Here is a 14,365-nt window from a genome sequence, read left to right as displayed (position 1 = left end):
CCAATAAAAAGCCCACATTAGTGGGCCCTGCAAGTTAAGCAGTAACCTTATTCAATGCAGCATTAGCCCATGACTCTTCAATTTCAAGCTTGACGATCAGGCTGTCATAAAACGGTTTAACGCTTTTCTTCCACGTATCAAGGCTGACAGATTCGGTAAAATCACAGATTGCATTATGGGCGTCTATAGAAGGTATTCTCTCGAACCCTCGCCCACTGCACCGTTTGCAGTCACCAATAACCGGCACGCCTTGGCGTTTGCTTTCGGCTTCCATCATGGCCTTACCCCTCCCTTTACAATCCCGGCAGGCTGATGACACCACGCATTTCCCTTTGCACTCAGGACAGAGAACGCGCTCAACATCACGTACCTGATAAGCCGTATTTTCAGGCAGAGACTCAGTAAGGCGCTTAATCTCCGTTACCGCGCCCGGCCTTTGCGTGCCAAAGCGTGATTTCATGGTGAATACTTCTGCATCGATGAAGCCTGTGGCATTGCAGCATTTGCACGGCTTCTTGCTTGAAGCGCTCTGGCAGTAATCGAGAAATGCAAAAGTTGCGAGCGTTTGCATTACCTGCCGCTTAATATCCTTGTCGAGCTTGCGTAAGGCGGCCACCTTATCGCAGTTTTGAAGAGCGTAATCAGTTAACAGGGACACGGCGCGTGCGGCGTCGTTCTCACTTATCCCAACCTTTCCCATAAAAGCGCTGTAACCCATCTGAGCCCGTGACATAGCCATACCCATGCTGGCGATATAGTCAGTGCCGGTAAGTGTGTCTGGTGATGTCTGAGGTGCCATTCCGCTGAAGTTCTGCGTTTTCGCGTAATGATATTTCACGGTTGATTCAAGGCTCATCGCTTTTTCCTTCTCGGTTGTGCATCCCAACTCTGGATGTGTGCTGGCTGGATGACTGGGTAAGTTGGCCGGAAATGGGAAAGTAGCCGTCGCCATTTGGCTTTTAGGTATTCGGTCATGCTGCTTCTCTCTGCTTAACCAATGCACGTGTCAAAGCCCTGTATCGCGCTCTAATCGCGTCCAGTTCATCACGGGTGTATCGGTGAGGGTTGTTATCTGATTCAAGCACCTCAACGCGCTGAATGCCGATTTTTGCTATGAGGTTGATTCGGTAGGGTCCGATGTTGCCGGAGTGGTGGGTGTTACAGGATGCGCACTGTGAGTGAACATTGTCCTCACTGAAGCGTAACTGCGAAGCCGCTGCAGTCGTCCGAAAATGCCCTGCGTGGTAGCTGACCGCCGTTGTGCTCCCGCAACTGATACAGACATCACCATCTCTCGCCCGGATGTAATCGTTAAACGCCCGCTGGGTCATTGCTATCCAGTGGCTTAACGGCTTCACATCGGCTTTGCGTTTATTCCATGCGGCGCGCTCAGCTTTCTCGCGCTGTAACTTACGGCGTTCTGATTGCTGTGTGGCTAACTGGATGGCGCGCTTAACGGCTTCACATCGGCTTTGCGTTTATTCCATGCGGCGCGCTCAGCTTTCTCGCGCTGTAACTTACGGCGTTCTGATTGCTGTGTGGCTAACTGGATGGCGCATTTAGGTGAGCAGGTGGTATGAAGACTGTTGCAGGGGATAAACTTTTCAGGACAGATTTTGCATTTTCTCGGCTTCGGCTTTTTTAAGCCTTTAGCCATATGTCAGCTCCTTTTGTTGCTCGTCTTGATGACTGAAATCGCATCCGTCAATTGGCATTAGCCTCCTGCTAAATGAACCGCACAATTTGTAAGTACCTCCGTCAGAATAGATTCCGCTTTCACAATATATCTCCCATGCCGGACCTGATTCTTCTGTAAAGTCACTATTCCTTTCACCAAGAAAGCGAATAAGCCTTACTACCTTCCCAACATTCTTTCCCCAGGGACAAGATATGATAATCGCCAGTCCGCCCGCTTTTAACTCAGCCATTGTCTTCTCCTGATAAAAGGTAATTGGGGTCAAGCATCAGCGTTACCTCGCAGGCGGTGCAGCAATAAACCTGTGAGTCTGCCAGGGCAGTGCCGCAGAACGCGCAGGCAGTAGCAGATTGCTCGCCAGCGCCAGTAGGCTGACTTGATTGGGTTGTGTCGCTCATGGTTCTCCCATTCGATATCGCACTCGCAGGATTCGCAGTTAGCGCCGTAGTGATACTTATCCTCTGAGGTGAGGATGGTGTGGCATCGGCAGCAGCGGTCATTCATAGTTAATCGTCCATTTCTCGGCTTTTGAGTGCTTGATTAACCCCTTCTTACGCAGGGCTTGTAAGCGGCGGTCGATAATGCGGAAGGCCTCACTTTTTATTTCCTGCTCAAGTAATTTGGATTGGTTATGAACATCTCCTGAGTCGATTTTTGCGAAAGTATTGTTTCCCGAGGCGACACTTTCCTGAATAAGCATGTCCAGATAGGTGTAATCAGCCTTTGATGTCATAACCTGCTCCACATTGGGTTTTTATACTGCCTGGTTGGTATTGGCCTTTCCCGATAGGTTGGCAACAACGCAGTGACAATCCACAGGCGCGGGTCGAATGCGAGCGTCTTGGTTGCCTGGATGTTTCGGAGTTTGTATCGGGAGAGGAGTTCGTCAGCGGTGTCCGCGTCGCATGCGTCATGCACGAAGGGTGTGATTTTCAATGTCTCCACCTTTGCTTCTTATGCCGCGATTACCCTGTGCCACCATCAGGACGCCGTTGATGACTATGTGCTTTTTGGCTTCGAAGTCTCTGGCATATTCGCGGACGGTATGCCTGCTTATGCCAAGTATTTCGCCAACCTTTGTCTGATTGCCCCTGGTGGTAACCAGTAGCTCAGGAATGGTTTTTATATGTGCGTTCATGCTGAGCGCTCCTGATACAAAAACAGCCAGCGCTTGAGTTCATGCAAAGCATCAGCCGCTATTTGACCACCGTTATGCTGGGTCAGGCTTACTGCCATAATCCCAATTCCGGTAAAGTGAGTGCCGCGGTCTTTTCGCAGGGTGAAATGGATAACACCACGGTCAAAGGATGGCTCTCTACCCTCTATGCTCAACAAATTCGGTTTACCCTCGTCGTATTCACTGCAAATCTTGAAAAATTGTGTCTGAGTAATCTCTCTACCCTTTAGTGGTGTCATACTGCACTCCCGTAATCAGTGGTTACTATCCCCGGCGCGCCAGTGGTGTACATTGGATTGCGATCGGGATGCTCTGGCCTGACCTCCATAAGCCCGTCGAAACGCTGGTAAACGCAATGCGCCTTTCGGTAGATATGGGAAAGCCATACAGCTTCTTCGATTGCTGCTGATATGTCGGTGAATGGTGTCATTTGCTCTTTCCAAACCTCTGAGCCCATTCGATTTCCAGCCGGGCCTCGTCGCTGAACTTCACGTTTTGCTCAGTGCCAAACCAGTAAATCGCCTCAATAACTTCCACCATCTCGCTTACCCGCATCTTGCTTGTGCGTGAGCCGAACATGACGACGCCGCCGCCGATACCGGGTGCAGTGCGCTGATGTTCGTTTTTTGATTTCGCTACGAGGGCTGTGATGAGGTCTTTCCAGTCTTCCGGTGTGTATTTTTGCCCGTACCAGGTAACCTGCGCGGAGAGGTCATGCAAAAGCGGCCACATACGGCGATTCTGATCTGAGCTTCGCTTGCGTTCCTGGATGACGATTTCGATTGGCTTATCGGGATTGGCTGGTAGTTGCTGAATGGCGCTGATGCAGTTCTGTCGGATGTCGTTGTTACGAAGCAGGTAGCGTTGTGTCTCCATTGCTGTATCTCTCTTCGATAGCTTTCTGGAGCCACGACAAAGCCTCATCAGCGATGCGCTCTTGGCCCGGTGAAAGTTTGGTGTCTTTGAGTGTGTCGATTACTTCGAAGGCCTTGCGGAGTGGGTCGCGGCGGAGCGGGATGACGTTGTTCATAATTACCTCACCACATCAAATCATCGTGAGCCGGCCCCGCATCTTCGAGGCTTAGCAATACGTAGCCGGGCAGGTAAGTGGAAACGTCTGCCACATGTGAAATCACCCTTATGGCGAATCGACCAGTGAAGTTATTTCCGTCCCATTCGCAGAGATTTAAAGTATCTCCTTGCTTATAGTCACGGTCATTTTTGCGGAGTTCAGCCCGTTTGATGCCAGATTCAACCGGTTCGTAATGCTCGGGTAAAATTTTAAGCCCATGCTCTGTCATACTTCCCCCTGCTTGCTTTTCAATGCTGCCTGCCAAATAGCCCATGTAATGTTTAACCTGTCACCATCCGTATATTCATAGCCTCCATAAGTGCGAAGGTTACAGAGAACGGTAGTTGGAGTTCCCATCAGATTTGAATAGCTAACTTCAAACCTCTGCCGCTCCATCTCATCGTTGCTTGCTTCACTGGCGGTTAGTTGGCGCATGAGTCCTCCAAAATAACTTTGGCGAAATTATCCAGCCATGCTTTTGCTGGATGCCTGAATAGCTCCCAATCATTTTTAGCGCTTACATATTCGCTGATTGCTGGGTGTTTGGTGCATAAAAGACCCGCCCCATAACCGTTGCAAAACTCTTTGTAAATGACGTCCAGGGCTTCTTCAGTGTCCAATGGCAATGCCACGAAAAGGTGGTCATCTCGCATGTAATGAGCTTTCATCCTAAAACCCTCCCCCTCTCTTTGGTTTAACCGGCTGCTGGCGTGAGTTCATCATACGGACGCCCCCCGTTGGTATTTACGTGGCGCAGGACTTTCCTGATGATGTTTAGGCCTGCAAATTTTCTCTGCTTCTTGCTGATCGGTTGGCTTGAAATGTCCGTTTCTGAACTCCTGGAATACCGTTCCCAGTTGTCCGAATCGGTTTTTAGTGACGATGATTTCTGCATACTTAGCCGCAGGTGATTCCTCATCGTAAACAGCTTCTCGGTAAAGCATGATGATGCTGTCTGCGTCCTGCTCAATACTTCCTGAATCGCGCAGGTCTGCGTTTGTCGGTCTGCGTTGTCCCTTAGGGCGCTTCTCAACGTCTCGGGAAAGCTGGCTGAGTGACATGACGGGGGTTTTTAAATCCTTTGCCATGCGCTTGAGACTTCCTGAGATGTGAGCAATGGCAAGGTCGTTGCGATCTGCCTTGGGCTTGTCAATCAGACCGAGATAATCAACCAGAATGAGAGACAGTGACGGGTAGGTGCGCTTATGGCGTTCTGCAATGGCGCGGATTTGTTCGACGGTCATTTTGCTGGCATCGACAATCCACACATCAAGCTCCATCAGCGTGCCGAGGCCCATAGTTACTTTGGCCCAGCACTCATCGTCCATTTTTGAAGGGTTTCGCAGTGCTGATACAGGCAGGTTTCCGGCACCGGCAATCTGACGCTCGACGATCTGATTGCTGTCCATTTCCATGCTGAAAATCATCACGCCACGCTTCTTATCGCTTCCAGGGCATGGTTGTTTTGCCACTCCCTCAGCCACGGTAAGCGCGAACTCCGTTTTTCCCATTCCGGGTCGGGCGGCCACAATAACCAGGTCGACGTTGTTAATTCCTCCGGTAATCTGGTCCAGTTCTGGAATTCCTGTCTTGAGCGTATCGGAGTCATCACCCTGCCTAAGTCGCTTCTCCAGAAGGTCGTTATAGCCATCCAGAACATCGCGAATGTGCATCGGCCTGACCTGATCGCTTGGTCGATCAATCTCACTAAGCGATGCCATGAATTCGCTGATGTGGTTCATGGCAATCTCATGATTACCCGAAGTGTTGATTGCGTCCTGACCCTTGGATAGCAGCTCGCTGAACCGGCGCACCATTGAGTATTCACTGACGACGCGAGCATACCCTTTCAGGTTTGCGGCGCTGGGCGTCTGGCGCATGGTCTGCATGATATGACCGAAATTGCCTTCACCCATTGCTTCGGCAACCATCAGACCGTCAATCAGTCCACGTTGCTTAGCTTGGCGCTTAATCTCGCGGAAGGTTTCACGGTAAAGGGTTGTGCTGAATGCTGATTCATCCAGGGTGGCGATCACATCCCCTGCATCCGGCGTATAACCGCCAATCAGAAGACCACCAATCACGCTGGCTTCAATGTCTGTGTTTGTCATAGCGTTCCCTCGCGAACTTTGGTGAGCGTTTTGCGTTGAAGCAAGAAGTCGAATGTCGCGACCCATTCACGGTCGTTATCACCGAAGTGGAACGGACGTGCCTGCTGCATGAAGGCGCTGACGTAAGCACGGAAGCCATCTTCGTTTGGCGTAGCCAGGGAGGTGACGATGGTTTTGAGTTTGCGCTTACGCTCTTCGCTGAGTTCGACTGCATGAGGAAGTCGTTCACCAGCAAGTTCGTTGTAGCTCTGCATGCAGGCTTCGTAGTTGATGTGAACTGGTTTTCGCTTTGCAGGTTTAACACGGTCGGCGCTTACACCCGTAGGGGGTAAGGGGGTGTTTTCTTTTTTCTTTTGAATAGTTTCTTTTGTGTGACTCTGTTTTGGTGACAACCCTGTCACCGTTTTGGTGACACTTTTTGTCACCAATGCAGTGACATTATCACCAGAGTAGTGACACCCTGTCACACACCACTCCGAGACTTCTTTGTTTGGGCCAATCTTGTTACCCTCTCGGATGATGACTTTCATCTCGATAAGCTCATTCTTGGCCTTGTTAACTTTCTGGCGGGGAAGTCTTGTCAGCTCTGCAAGCTGGCTGTCGGCAATGCGGTCCATCTTCTTGCCAAAGCCATATGTTTTACGGCAGATGGCATGTGCTACCTTGCTCTGATTCTTGGTTAAATCAGCACCGATAAGCTCGTCATACAGCGCATTGGCAAGACGGGTAAAACCATCTTCCAGTTGAGCCACGCGACGCTCCATACCCTCAGTAGAAGGGCGATAATCTGATAGGTTACGTACAACATTCATTTGCCCTTCTCCTTCTCCTTGTGCTCTTCCAGTATCTCTCTCAGCTTCTCAGCCAGAATCGGGTTACATGAGCGCAAATATCGGGATCGGGTAATGTTTTTGTGTAAATCCGCCTGGTACACAACGTGTTTCTTTGGCATAATTACTCCTGTGAATTGATCCAGTCATTTCGCATCAGGCCTCGAAGAATTCGCCGTTCTTGGGGCCTTTTTCTTTGGTCAGTATCATCGCCACCTGCCGGGCTAAATGAGCCATCTCGTCATCAACGATTCCCCATTCAAGCACTGCAAGTAACATTGCGAACTTCGGCAGCCAGTCGCGTTTCCAGCGGCTTATCTGTGCCTTATCCACACCAACTGCGGCGGCTGTTTTCTCGGTGCCGAGCAAGGCGATCTTGTTAAGCAACGCGCTTTGAATTTTCAGCGCCTCGTTGCGTTTCTTTGCGTTTTCCATTTCGTAATATTCCTTGGTATTAAGTAGTTACGTGAAATTGCGGTGAGCAAGTCACTTGGGTTTTGCCCCACTGTCAGGCGGGAGCGGTTTCAGAGTTTTAAAGAGCGGTGTTGCTTAAGCTGCTGTGGGTGGGAATAAGTCATCAATTCCCACTGACGCACCGTGTTTGTTGAATACGGCCAACAGTTCACGACACTGAGTTACGTTTAGGCTGCGACGGCCATTTTCATAATGACCAATTGCACCTTTGGTTAAACCAAGCTCGAGAGCTAACTCTCCCTGCGTCAGGCCCAGCTGCTTACGGATGTTGCGTAAGTTATTCATAGGGTCCTCCTTTAAAATCGAAGTATACATTTTGTATCTGAAAGGCGCAAGAAAATATACGTATTGTGTCTCGATAAAAAGACTACGAATTGTATGATCAGGGAATGAATATGAAATGGTACGACCTTGCCAAATCCCGAATGAAGGATTTGGGCATTAACCAGGAAAAGCTAGCGGAACACCTTGGCATAACTAAAGGTGCAGTTAGCCATTGGCTCAATGCAAGAAGAGAGCCGGGAATCGAGGACATCGCAAAGATACTTAGATATCTTGGTATGAAGGAGTTTCTGGTTAACGAAGATGGAACGATTTCTCCTTCACACGGTTCAATGCCTAATGTGAGTTTCAAGGAGCACTACACACCAGGGAGGAAGTATCCGGTGATAAGTAAGGTTCAGGCGGGAGCCTGGGCAGAGGCAACGGAGCCTTATGCATTGAAGGATGTCGATCTTTGGCTGGAGTCTGACGCGCATACTCAGGGTGCATCATTCTGGTTAGAAGTTGAAGGTGATTCAATGACATCTCCAATGGGCTTGAGCATACCAGAAGGCACCTATGTTCTCTTCGACACTGGACGCGAAGCAGCTAATGGAAACTTGGTTATTGCTAAGCTAGTAGATGACAATGAAGCCACGTTTAAGAAGCTGATCATTGATGGTTCTCAGAAGTACCTTAAGGGTCTGAATCCACAATGGCCACTCATCCCTATTGATGGCAACTGTAGAATAATTGGTGTGGCTATTGAGACAAAGTTACGGTTGCTTTAAGGCTCAGTGGACGGAAGAGGCGTTTGGGTAAAGAGTAAACCTTCCAAGATCCAAATTTGTCACCAATTTGGTGACTATGTCCGATAATACATTTAGGATGGACAGTATGTTGGACTTGGGGTTATTATAACCACTGTTCATTTATACAGGTCACTCTTATTGCTTTTGCTTTCGGAGATGACGCTTTACGTCCAAATTTTACATCATAAGGAGGCTCAGATGGCATATCCAACCGTTGCTGTTGCTAACGCCTTCATTAGCAGGGCACAGAACGGAATGATTCCTGACCTGTCCCCAATGAAGTTACAAAAACTGATGTTCTATGCTCAATCATGGCATCTTAAAATTTATGATGAACCGCTCTTCGACGACTTCTTTGCCAAGTGGCAATATGGTCCGGTCATCCCCTCTCTTTATCATGAGATGAAAAGCTATGGGGCTAACTCCATCAACCACCTTATAAGTACTATTGATGGTAATGGATGGAACCCAGAAAATTTAAACATACAGTTCGTGACACCCATGGTTCCTGCAACGGATTTTAGGACTAACCAGCTCATTGATAAGATAATAAGCGTGTATGGTAGCCTGAGAGCTACACAGCTCTCTGCCTTGACTCACATGGATGGAACCGCATGGTCGCAAACTAGCGACACAAGCGCTGTCATTGATAATGATACCCTTAAGCGTTGCATTAAATAATGTCGCAATCCATTGATGACATATCTTTAAACGTTTCTGAAGGTGCTATACCTGAGGACAAGTCTGATGTGGATGCCGCCAGGGCAGGAACTCAAAGCAGACACCCATCCTTAATCAAGGAAGACGTTGAGGACCGGAAAGCTGACCGTGCATTGCGGGACAAGTATGGTGATAAAGCCTACAAGGTAGCGAGAAAGTCACTTTACGGATGGTGCTGGCTGTTGGGTATTTACGCCTGTGTGAAGTTTAGGTTTGACAAAGAACTGTTTTCTGAGAATGTTTTAATAGCTATAACTTCAGCTGTAACTCTTAATGTTTTTGCTGCCTTTCTCGGCGTTATAAGAGGTCTTTTCCCCTCGAATAAACCCTCGAAAGAGAAGGATTAACCCGGCCGCCGCGCCGGGTTTTTTATGCATGTCACTTTCCCGTCCTCACTAACATAGCAGCATCCCGGTAAACACCCTTCCCTATCGTGTTAGTCTCCAGATTCCTGTAGTGCTCCAGCCTTTCGATAATCTCAGCATCACTCACTGATTTACCTTCCGCTCTGATTTCTATCACCACACGGCCTATGGCGTAGACGACCATGTGTAGGCGTTCTTCGTCGATGTTCATTTTCTTATCCGGAAATAACCCCAACCAACACCAATCTATCACTTCAAAACCAACCTCATAAAAAATAAATCACATTATTTTTCATGACATTACGTATACTCACTGAAATTAGTATACATATTGTATTGCACATGGTGAATACGTTTTGTATATTTAACCCATCAGCACGAAGCACAGCAACAAACGACAGGATGTCGGCGCTCTTTAACATTGATGGGAATGTTCCTCTCTTACAGGAGGAAACCAAAGTGCAGTTGGCTTTGGGGTGTGTAGCTCAGCAGGTAGAGCGGATTCGTAGGCCCAGCCATGGAATCGCGTCGCCGGTTCAATCCCGGCCACACCACCCAAGCCAATTACCGGAGGTACTTATGACAGTAGTCATCACTTATCTGGCAAAGGATAACGCCAAGGCGCGCTACAGAGCACGCAGAGCAGCTAAGCGTGAGCAAATGGAATCAGACGCACGCCTGGCACGCAAAATCGCCGTAGCGAGCACCGGATGCAGCCTGACAGTATCCCGCGCAATCAACTCCCCTTCTATGCGTAGTAAGCATGAGAGTGGGTCAGCTTGTTTGCCAGAGGTTGCGAAATACGCAGCAGGGTATCGGAAATCTAAAGACATTGTGACAGCGAGGTGAGAGATGGCATCAGGATATATGCCAGCATGTTTGCGAAACCTGCCTAAGCAGCGCAAGAAGCCACGCAACCAAGCCATCAAAGAAGGCAAGGTTGAAATCATTAATGAGGCCATATTGATGGTGCGTGACGAGCTTCGCAAAACAAAGTTGGGAGGTTTACCCATTCAGTGGGAACGCGGTTACCTTGCTGCGCTGTCTAAGCTCGAATATTTACGAGACGAGATTAAGTGAACTATCCGGAATTTCCGGATAGTTGGACAGGCTGCCTAACCCGCAGCTTTTTTTACTGGAGCACTCCCATGATATCCACTGAGAACTTTTGGCTAGGCTGGGCAGTCTTTGCGGTTATGGGAGTGTGTGTTTATGCGTTTGTTTAGGGGGTTGTATGAGTGAGTTTAAAGGCACGCCGGGACCGTGGTATCGCGGCGGCGTAGAAAACGGAAAAGTTAGCATAAATGCTGGCAATTATTTTGTGGCTCTTGTTGATGAGTCATTGGCACAGTTAGCAAACGCACGCCTAATCGCCGCAGCACCTGAGCTTCTTGAGGCGCTTCAGGCAGTCCTGTTCGATGTCATGGCAAATCGCGCCGCTATTAACGATGACCGCATTGAAGAGATTCGCGCTGCCATTGCTAAAGCATTGGGCCAGTAACCACTACAGGAGAGAGAGGATGCCTGAATTATCAGTTCAGCAGTGCGCGGCGATTCTGGAATGCATCAGGGAAGACCTGATGATATTCGATGAGTGCTGTGAGGAGTGCTCAGTAGATTTCGAGGAAACACTGGCAACCCTTAAAGCGCTTGCTGGCGAAGAGTGACACCGTAAAGCTGTCTGCTTAGACGGCTTTGAGGTGCTACGCACCAACGCCTTTAGAGGGGCTCAGACAGTAAGAAAGAAGTACCAACCAGGGGCCGCAATGGCCCCTTTCTTTTTCCCTGTTAAATCATCAATTCAACGGAGTTACCCATATGCAATACGCATTAGTGGGAGCCTTCCCTGTGGGTGGCTCCTGTAATAACACATCTCAACTTTCACGCTTAACCGAACAGCTTCGCCGCATTGGACGCTGGTTCGTTGACACCTTAAATCAACCAGGCAGGCCATAACCATGAAAACCAACTTCTTCAGACGCGCTCAGGAGCTTTCCAGGGAGGCTCAGCTATACGGCGACAAGGTTAAGTGGGCTATGGCAATGCAGCTGTTGCGGAGGGCTTTCAAATGAGATTCAACATCAAAGCAAAGCGTGAGATTCAGGAGATTGCAGACAACCTTCCTGATGATGAGCTGGAGCGCATCGGTAAGGAAGTCGATGACAACATGGAACGTCACAAGATTAACCCACTGATTGCTCCCGCCTGCCAGTTCATGACGCGATTTTACGACTACCCCGCCATTGAGATGTTTGATGACGACGACGATCAGCACATTGAGGCTGAGGCGTTCCTGCGCGACATGATGGTGAAGGTGGCCCGGCGTGAGCGGGCTATTGCAATCTGGACCAGTAAACACAGTTTTGATGAGGTGGCGTAATGCAGCCCGGCGTTTATTACGACATCAGCAACGAGGAATATCACGCCGGACCGGGAATCAGCAAATCACAGCTGGATGATATCGCTGTCAGCCCGGCAATATTCCAGTGGCGCAAATCAGCACCTGTTGATGATGAGAAAACCGCGGCACTGGATTTAGGCACGGCCCTGCATTGCCTCCTGCTTGAACCTGATGAATTCAGCAAGCGATTCATGATTGGCCCCGAAGTTAACCGGCGCACCAACGCAGGGAAGCAAAAAGAGCAGGACTTTCTGGAAATGTGTGAACAGCAAGGCATCACACCCATCACGCACGACGACAACCGTAAATTGCGGTTAATGCGTGACAGCGCCTTTGCTCATCCTGTGGCCCGGTGGATGCTTGAAACTGAAGGAAAAGCAGAGGCAAGCATTTACTGGAATGACCGTGACACACAGGTTTTATCCCGCTGTCGTCCTGACAAATTGATCACCGAGTTTAACTGGTGCGTGGACGTAAAAAGCACAGCCGACATCGGCAAGTTTCAAAAGGACTTCTACTCATACCGCTATCACGTTCAGGACGCTTTTTATTCAGATGGATATGAAGCTCAGTTCTGCGAGGTTCCTACCTTCGCGTTTCTGGTAGTCAGCTCATCCATCGACTGCGGACGCTATCCAGTTCAGGTCTTTATTATGGATCAGCAGGCTAAAGATGCTGGCCGTGCCGAATACAAGCGCAACCTAACCACTTATGCAGAATGCCAGGCAAGGAATGAATGGCCGGGCATCGCAACTCTTTCACTCCCGTACTGGGCTAAGGAAATCCGAAATGTCTAACCAGCCACCAATCGCCAGCGCTGACCTGCAGAAGGCCAATACAGGCAAGCAGGTAGCCAATAAAACGCCAGAGCAGACGCTGGTTGGCTTCATGAATCAGCCTGCAATGAAAAGCCAGCTTGCCGCGGCGCTGCCCCGCCACATGACTGCAGATCGCATGATTCGCATTGTCACCACTGAGATTCGCAAAACACCGGCACTGGCAACATGTGACCAGAGCAGCTTTATCGGGGCGGTCGTACAGTGCTCTCAGCTTGGCCTGGAGCCTGGCAGCGCGCTTGGTCATGCGTATCTTCTGCCGTTCGGCAATGGACGTTCAAAATCAGGTCAGTCTAACGTTCAACTGATTATTGGCTATCGCGGCATGATTGACCTCGCCCGCCGGTCCGGTCAAATCGTCAGCCTATCCGCCCGCGTAGTTCGCGCTGATGATGAGTTTAGCTTTGAGTACGGACTTGATGAAAACCTGATTCACCGCCCGGGCGAAAATGAAGACGCCCCTATTACCCATGTTTATGCCGTGGCACGACTCAAAGACGGCGGAACTCAGTTTGAGGTCATGACCGTTAAGCAGGTTGAAAAGGTCAAGGCACAAAGCAAAGCGTCATCAAACGGACCCTGGGTTACGCACTGGGAAGAGATGGCGAAGAAAACCGTCATCCGCCGAATGTTCAAATACCTGCCAGTGAGCATCGAAATGCAGAAGGCCGTCATCCTTGATGAGAAGGCTGAGAGCGACGTCGATCAGGACAACGCCTCAGTGCTCAGTGCTGAATACAGCGTACTGGATGGCTCCAGTGAGGAGTGATGATGCAGAACCCTTACAGTCCAATGAAAGTCGGGAGCGTTACGCTCCCTTTTTTCTGGCAGCGCAAAGCATGGTTGCTACCTGATAACACGCTGACAACCAATCCCATTAAGGCTCAATTAGCAGCCGAGCGGCAGGATAGAAAGCTAAAGCTCCTGGTGGCGGCGCTTAGCTTAACAGTCGCCTAACCGGACACACTCCCATGCAAACACTTCACCGCAGGCAATGCCGCATACCGGCATATCGCCTCAACAGCTTCATGTTCATCGTATTAGCCGATGAGCAGTTAGCCATGGTTACCAACGTCAGGCACCTTGCCAATAAGGTGCTTTGTTACATCAACGATAAGCCAGAGTCATTCGATAACGATGAGCTGGTCGTGGTGTCTGTAGCGGATTCAGGAGAACAAAAATGTCAGTAGCAAAACTTAAAGAGCAGGATGATCTGGTAGCTGATGTTAAGGCAATCCTGACCCTTCTTAAAGAAAGAGAATGGGCTGAGCATTGCACTAAAAGTAGGCCCGGGCGCGAACTTGAATCCCTAATTACAGACATGCACAACGAGATAGCCGAGTTGCAGCAGAAGCTGGATGCGATTTCTGCAAAAGCAATTGAGCTATGCAGTGAAGCGGCTCATGTCTATCAGAAATATAACATCACTCAGATGCCTGACAGAGATTTAGTCGACCATCAGACAATTCAGGAGCTTTCGGATTTAATCCGCTCCGGCACCCAAGGCACTGCGGATAAGGCGGGTTGATATGCGAAAAATGGCAATGTGGTCTGCGATGAGCATATTGGCAGCCGCGAAATTACAGAACCAGTTGGTTTTCGGTATCGCC

At 49.4% G+C, this 14,365-nt stretch carries 29 protein-coding genes and 1 pseudogene; 13 read left to right on the top strand and 17 right to left on the bottom strand.

Going from position 1 to position 14,365, the window contains the following annotated elements; translation table 11 throughout:
* Nucleotides 1-34 precede the first annotated feature (34 nt).
* The 16 genes from C1N59_RS23010 to C1N59_RS22935 all read right to left on the bottom strand — a co-directional run bounded on the left by C1N59_RS23010 (nucleotide 35) and on the right by C1N59_RS22935 (nucleotide 7,645).
* On the bottom strand, nucleotides 35-856 hold the full coding sequence (locus tag C1N59_RS23010; RefSeq protein ID WP_394551425.1) for an antitermination protein: 822 nt from the start codon (nucleotides 854-856) through the stop codon (nucleotides 35-37).
* 115 nt (nucleotides 857-971) lie between these two features.
* A complete protein-coding gene (locus tag C1N59_RS23005) occupies nucleotides 972-1,445 on the bottom strand; it encodes a recombination protein NinG (RefSeq protein ID WP_394551538.1) in 474 nt (157 codons plus the stop codon).
* Complete coding sequence (locus C1N59_RS23000) at nucleotides 1,436-1,657, bottom strand: recombination protein NinG (protein WP_394551423.1); 222 nt, start codon at nucleotides 1,655-1,657, stop codon at nucleotides 1,436-1,438. The genes C1N59_RS23005 and C1N59_RS23000 overlap by 10 nt, the downstream gene beginning before the upstream one ends.
* Nucleotides 1,650-1,928: a hypothetical protein gene (locus tag C1N59_RS22995; protein WP_394551421.1), complete on the bottom strand. Its 279-nt coding sequence runs from the start codon at nucleotides 1,926-1,928 to the stop codon at nucleotides 1,650-1,652. The genes C1N59_RS23000 and C1N59_RS22995 overlap by 8 nt, the downstream gene beginning before the upstream one ends.
* Nucleotides 1,921-2,094, bottom strand: coding sequence for a protein NinF (locus C1N59_RS22990; protein WP_394551419.1), 174 nt, complete (start codon nucleotides 2,092-2,094; stop codon nucleotides 1,921-1,923). The genes C1N59_RS22995 and C1N59_RS22990 overlap by 8 nt, the downstream gene beginning before the upstream one ends.
* Nucleotides 2,095-2,192: 98 nt before the next feature.
* Nucleotides 2,193-2,429 (bottom strand): hypothetical protein, encoded by a 237-nt coding sequence (locus C1N59_RS22985; protein WP_394551536.1) that lies wholly within the window; start codon nucleotides 2,427-2,429, stop codon nucleotides 2,193-2,195.
* Nucleotides 2,430-2,606: 177 nt separating this feature from the next.
* A complete protein-coding gene (locus C1N59_RS22980) occupies nucleotides 2,607-2,834 on the bottom strand; it encodes a protein ninH (RefSeq protein ID WP_394551534.1) in 228 nt (75 codons plus the stop codon).
* Nucleotides 2,831-3,112: a hypothetical protein gene (locus tag C1N59_RS22975; protein WP_394551532.1), complete on the bottom strand. Its 282-nt coding sequence runs from the start codon at nucleotides 3,110-3,112 to the stop codon at nucleotides 2,831-2,833. The genes C1N59_RS22980 and C1N59_RS22975 overlap by 4 nt, the downstream gene beginning before the upstream one ends.
* A 187-nt stretch (nucleotides 3,113-3,299) precedes the next feature.
* Entirely contained in the window at nucleotides 3,300-3,749 is a 450-nt protein-coding gene (locus tag C1N59_RS22970; protein ID WP_394551530.1) for a recombination protein NinB, read from the bottom strand.
* Between the two features lie 161 nt (nucleotides 3,750-3,910).
* On the bottom strand, nucleotides 3,911-4,219 hold the full coding sequence (locus tag C1N59_RS22965; protein WP_394551528.1) for a DUF3850 domain-containing protein: 309 nt from the start codon (nucleotides 4,217-4,219) through the stop codon (nucleotides 3,911-3,913).
* Between the two features lie 148 nt (nucleotides 4,220-4,367).
* Entirely contained in the window at nucleotides 4,368-4,613 is a 246-nt protein-coding gene (locus C1N59_RS22960; protein WP_394551526.1) for a hypothetical protein, read from the bottom strand.
* Nucleotides 4,614-4,664: 51 nt separating this feature from the next.
* A complete protein-coding gene (locus C1N59_RS22955) occupies nucleotides 4,665-6,056 on the bottom strand; it encodes a replicative DNA helicase (protein WP_394551524.1) in 1,392 nt (463 codons plus the stop codon).
* On the bottom strand, nucleotides 6,053-6,868 hold the full coding sequence (locus tag C1N59_RS22950) for a replication protein (RefSeq protein WP_394551522.1): 816 nt from the start codon (nucleotides 6,866-6,868) through the stop codon (nucleotides 6,053-6,055). The genes C1N59_RS22955 and C1N59_RS22950 overlap by 4 nt, the downstream gene beginning before the upstream one ends.
* A complete protein-coding gene (locus C1N59_RS22945) occupies nucleotides 6,865-7,008 on the bottom strand; it encodes a hypothetical protein (RefSeq protein WP_394551520.1) in 144 nt (47 codons plus the stop codon). The genes C1N59_RS22950 and C1N59_RS22945 overlap by 4 nt, the downstream gene beginning before the upstream one ends.
* Nucleotides 7,009-7,042: 34 nt before the next feature.
* The gene (locus tag C1N59_RS22940; RefSeq protein ID WP_394551518.1) at nucleotides 7,043-7,321 is read right to left on the bottom strand and encodes a lambda phage CII family protein; all 279 of its coding nucleotides are present in this window, start codon (nucleotides 7,319-7,321) and stop codon (nucleotides 7,043-7,045) included.
* 114 nt (nucleotides 7,322-7,435) lie between these two features.
* A complete protein-coding gene (locus tag C1N59_RS22935; protein ID WP_210453099.1) occupies nucleotides 7,436-7,645 on the bottom strand; it encodes a helix-turn-helix transcriptional regulator in 210 nt (69 codons plus the stop codon).
* A 104-nt stretch (nucleotides 7,646-7,749) separates the two neighbouring features.
* Here C1N59_RS22935 and C1N59_RS22930 point away from each other — a divergent pair, with 104 nt between their 5' ends.
* The 3 genes from C1N59_RS22930 to C1N59_RS22920 all read left to right on the top strand — a co-directional run bounded on the left by C1N59_RS22930 (nucleotide 7,750) and on the right by C1N59_RS22920 (nucleotide 9,500).
* The gene (locus tag C1N59_RS22930) at nucleotides 7,750-8,412 is read left to right on the top strand and encodes a LexA family protein (RefSeq protein ID WP_284181439.1); all 663 of its coding nucleotides are present in this window, start codon (nucleotides 7,750-7,752) and stop codon (nucleotides 8,410-8,412) included.
* Nucleotides 8,413-8,631: 219 nt separating this feature from the next.
* A complete protein-coding gene (locus tag C1N59_RS22925) occupies nucleotides 8,632-9,114 on the top strand; it encodes a Panacea domain-containing protein (RefSeq protein WP_394551515.1) in 483 nt (160 codons plus the stop codon).
* Nucleotides 9,114-9,500, top strand: a complete 387-nt coding sequence (locus tag C1N59_RS22920) for a hypothetical protein (RefSeq protein WP_394551513.1) — start codon at nucleotides 9,114-9,116, stop codon at nucleotides 9,498-9,500. The genes C1N59_RS22925 and C1N59_RS22920 overlap by 1 nt, the downstream gene beginning before the upstream one ends.
* Nucleotides 9,501-9,531: 31 nt before the next feature.
* Here C1N59_RS22920 and C1N59_RS22915 read toward each other — a convergent pair whose 3' ends face one another.
* Nucleotides 9,532-9,729 carry a hypothetical protein gene (locus tag C1N59_RS22915; RefSeq protein WP_394551511.1) on the bottom strand — a complete coding sequence of 66 codons (198 nt, stop codon included), beginning with the start codon at nucleotides 9,727-9,729 and terminating at the stop codon, nucleotides 9,532-9,534.
* Between the two features lie 641 nt (nucleotides 9,730-10,370).
* On the opposite strand from C1N59_RS22915, the gene C1N59_RS22910 reads away from it, so the two are divergent.
* From C1N59_RS22910 to C1N59_RS22865, 10 genes and pseudogenes are all read left to right on the top strand, one after another.
* Nucleotides 10,371-10,598: a hypothetical protein gene (locus C1N59_RS22910; protein WP_394551509.1), complete on the top strand. Its 228-nt coding sequence runs from the start codon at nucleotides 10,371-10,373 to the stop codon at nucleotides 10,596-10,598.
* A gap of 154 nt (nucleotides 10,599-10,752) precedes the next feature.
* On the top strand, nucleotides 10,753-11,019 hold the full coding sequence (locus C1N59_RS22905) for a hypothetical protein (protein ID WP_394550970.1): 267 nt from the start codon (nucleotides 10,753-10,755) through the stop codon (nucleotides 11,017-11,019).
* 19 nt (nucleotides 11,020-11,038) lie between these two features.
* The gene (locus tag C1N59_RS22900) at nucleotides 11,039-11,185 is read left to right on the top strand and encodes a hypothetical protein (RefSeq protein WP_394550972.1); all 147 of its coding nucleotides are present in this window, start codon (nucleotides 11,039-11,041) and stop codon (nucleotides 11,183-11,185) included.
* A 151-nt stretch (nucleotides 11,186-11,336) separates the two neighbouring features.
* Nucleotides 11,337-11,474, top strand: coding sequence for a protease FtsH-inhibitory lysogeny factor CIII (locus C1N59_RS22895; protein WP_151160884.1), 138 nt, complete (start codon nucleotides 11,337-11,339; stop codon nucleotides 11,472-11,474).
* A gap of 112 nt (nucleotides 11,475-11,586) precedes the next feature.
* A complete protein-coding gene (locus C1N59_RS22890; RefSeq protein ID WP_394550974.1) occupies nucleotides 11,587-11,898 on the top strand; it encodes a hypothetical protein in 312 nt (103 codons plus the stop codon).
* Nucleotides 11,898-12,716 (top strand): annotated as a pseudogene (locus tag C1N59_RS22885) (PD-(D/E)XK nuclease-like domain-containing protein); the annotation flags it as partial. The gene C1N59_RS22890 and the pseudogene C1N59_RS22885, both read left to right, overlap by 1 nt.
* Nucleotides 12,709-13,524, top strand: a complete 816-nt coding sequence (gene recT / locus C1N59_RS22880) for a recombination protein RecT (RefSeq protein ID WP_394550976.1) — start codon at nucleotides 12,709-12,711, stop codon at nucleotides 13,522-13,524. The pseudogene C1N59_RS22885 and the gene recT, both read left to right, overlap by 8 nt.
* Nucleotides 13,524-13,712, top strand: coding sequence for a DUF1317 family protein (locus C1N59_RS22875; RefSeq protein WP_394551507.1), 189 nt, complete (start codon nucleotides 13,524-13,526; stop codon nucleotides 13,710-13,712). Before recT ends, C1N59_RS22875 begins: the two co-directional genes overlap by 1 nt.
* A gap of 14 nt (nucleotides 13,713-13,726) precedes the next feature.
* The gene (locus C1N59_RS22870; protein ID WP_394550978.1) at nucleotides 13,727-13,945 is read left to right on the top strand and encodes a hypothetical protein; all 219 of its coding nucleotides are present in this window, start codon (nucleotides 13,727-13,729) and stop codon (nucleotides 13,943-13,945) included.
* On the top strand, nucleotides 13,936-14,283 hold the full coding sequence (locus tag C1N59_RS22865; protein ID WP_394550980.1) for a hypothetical protein: 348 nt from the start codon (nucleotides 13,936-13,938) through the stop codon (nucleotides 14,281-14,283). The genes C1N59_RS22870 and C1N59_RS22865 overlap by 10 nt, the downstream gene beginning before the upstream one ends.
* Nucleotides 14,284-14,365: the final 82 nt, after the last annotated feature.

Source organism: Pantoea sp. SGAir0183 (assembly GCF_043545505.1).
This window is presented reverse-complemented; position numbering and strand designations above follow the sequence as displayed.

Bases quoted from the DNA above. Each gene is read 5' to 3' on its own strand.
- C1N59_RS22980 (WP_394551534.1), bottom strand. From the start codon at position 2,834: ATGAACGCACATATAAAAACCATTCCTGAGCTACTGGTTACCACCAGG.
- C1N59_RS22975 (WP_394551532.1), bottom strand. From the start codon at position 3,112: ATGACACCACTAAAGGGTAGAGAGATTACTCAGACACAATTTTTCAAG.
- C1N59_RS22865 (WP_394550980.1), top strand. From the start codon at position 13,936: ATGTCAGTAGCAAAACTTAAAGAGCAGGATGATCTGGTAGCTGATGTT.
- C1N59_RS22875 (WP_394551507.1), top strand. From the start codon at position 13,524: ATGATGCAGAACCCTTACAGTCCAATGAAAGTCGGGAGCGTTACGCTC.
- C1N59_RS22940 (WP_394551518.1), bottom strand. From the start codon at position 7,321: ATGGAAAACGCAAAGAAACGCAACGAGGCGCTGAAAATTCAAAGCGCG.
- C1N59_RS22870 (WP_394550978.1), top strand. From the start codon at position 13,727: ATGCAAACACTTCACCGCAGGCAATGCCGCATACCGGCATATCGCCTC.
- C1N59_RS22930 (WP_284181439.1), top strand. From the start codon at position 7,750: ATGAATATGAAATGGTACGACCTTGCCAAATCCCGAATGAAGGATTTG.
- C1N59_RS22955 (WP_394551524.1), bottom strand. From the start codon at position 6,056: ATGACAAACACAGACATTGAAGCCAGCGTGATTGGTGGTCTTCTGATT.
- C1N59_RS22960 (WP_394551526.1), bottom strand. From the start codon at position 4,613: ATGAAAGCTCATTACATGCGAGATGACCACCTTTTCGTGGCATTGCCA.
- C1N59_RS22895 (WP_151160884.1), top strand. From the start codon at position 11,337: ATGCAATACGCATTAGTGGGAGCCTTCCCTGTGGGTGGCTCCTGTAAT.
- C1N59_RS22900 (WP_394550972.1), top strand. From the start codon at position 11,039: ATGCCTGAATTATCAGTTCAGCAGTGCGCGGCGATTCTGGAATGCATC.
- C1N59_RS22950 (WP_394551522.1), bottom strand. From the start codon at position 6,868: ATGAATGTTGTACGTAACCTATCAGATTATCGCCCTTCTACTGAGGGT.
- C1N59_RS23010 (WP_394551425.1), bottom strand. From the start codon at position 856: ATGAGCCTTGAATCAACCGTGAAATATCATTACGCGAAAACGCAGAAC.
- recT (WP_394550976.1), top strand. From the start codon at position 12,709: ATGTCTAACCAGCCACCAATCGCCAGCGCTGACCTGCAGAAGGCCAAT.
- C1N59_RS23000 (WP_394551423.1), bottom strand. From the start codon at position 1,657: ATGGCTAAAGGCTTAAAAAAGCCGAAGCCGAGAAAATGCAAAATCTGT.
- C1N59_RS22965 (WP_394551528.1), bottom strand. From the start codon at position 4,219: ATGGGCTATTTGGCAGGCAGCATTGAAAAGCAAGCAGGGGGAAGTATG.
- C1N59_RS22925 (WP_394551515.1), top strand. From the start codon at position 8,632: ATGGCATATCCAACCGTTGCTGTTGCTAACGCCTTCATTAGCAGGGCA.
- C1N59_RS22985 (WP_394551536.1), bottom strand. From the start codon at position 2,429: ATGACATCAAAGGCTGATTACACCTATCTGGACATGCTTATTCAGGAA.
- C1N59_RS22905 (WP_394550970.1), top strand. From the start codon at position 10,753: ATGAGTGAGTTTAAAGGCACGCCGGGACCGTGGTATCGCGGCGGCGTA.
- C1N59_RS22910 (WP_394551509.1), top strand. From the start codon at position 10,371: ATGGCATCAGGATATATGCCAGCATGTTTGCGAAACCTGCCTAAGCAG.
- C1N59_RS22920 (WP_394551513.1), top strand. From the start codon at position 9,114: ATGTCGCAATCCATTGATGACATATCTTTAAACGTTTCTGAAGGTGCT.
- C1N59_RS22890 (WP_394550974.1), top strand. From the start codon at position 11,587: ATGAGATTCAACATCAAAGCAAAGCGTGAGATTCAGGAGATTGCAGAC.
- C1N59_RS22990 (WP_394551419.1), bottom strand. From the start codon at position 2,094: ATGAGCGACACAACCCAATCAAGTCAGCCTACTGGCGCTGGCGAGCAA.
- C1N59_RS22935 (WP_210453099.1), bottom strand. From the start codon at position 7,645: ATGAATAACTTACGCAACATCCGTAAGCAGCTGGGCCTGACGCAGGGA.
- C1N59_RS22915 (WP_394551511.1), bottom strand. From the start codon at position 9,729: ATGAACATCGACGAAGAACGCCTACACATGGTCGTCTACGCCATAGGC.
- C1N59_RS22970 (WP_394551530.1), bottom strand. From the start codon at position 3,749: ATGGAGACACAACGCTACCTGCTTCGTAACAACGACATCCGACAGAAC.
- C1N59_RS22945 (WP_394551520.1), bottom strand. From the start codon at position 7,008: ATGCCAAAGAAACACGTTGTGTACCAGGCGGATTTACACAAAAACATT.
- C1N59_RS22995 (WP_394551421.1), bottom strand. From the start codon at position 1,928: ATGGCTGAGTTAAAAGCGGGCGGACTGGCGATTATCATATCTTGTCCC.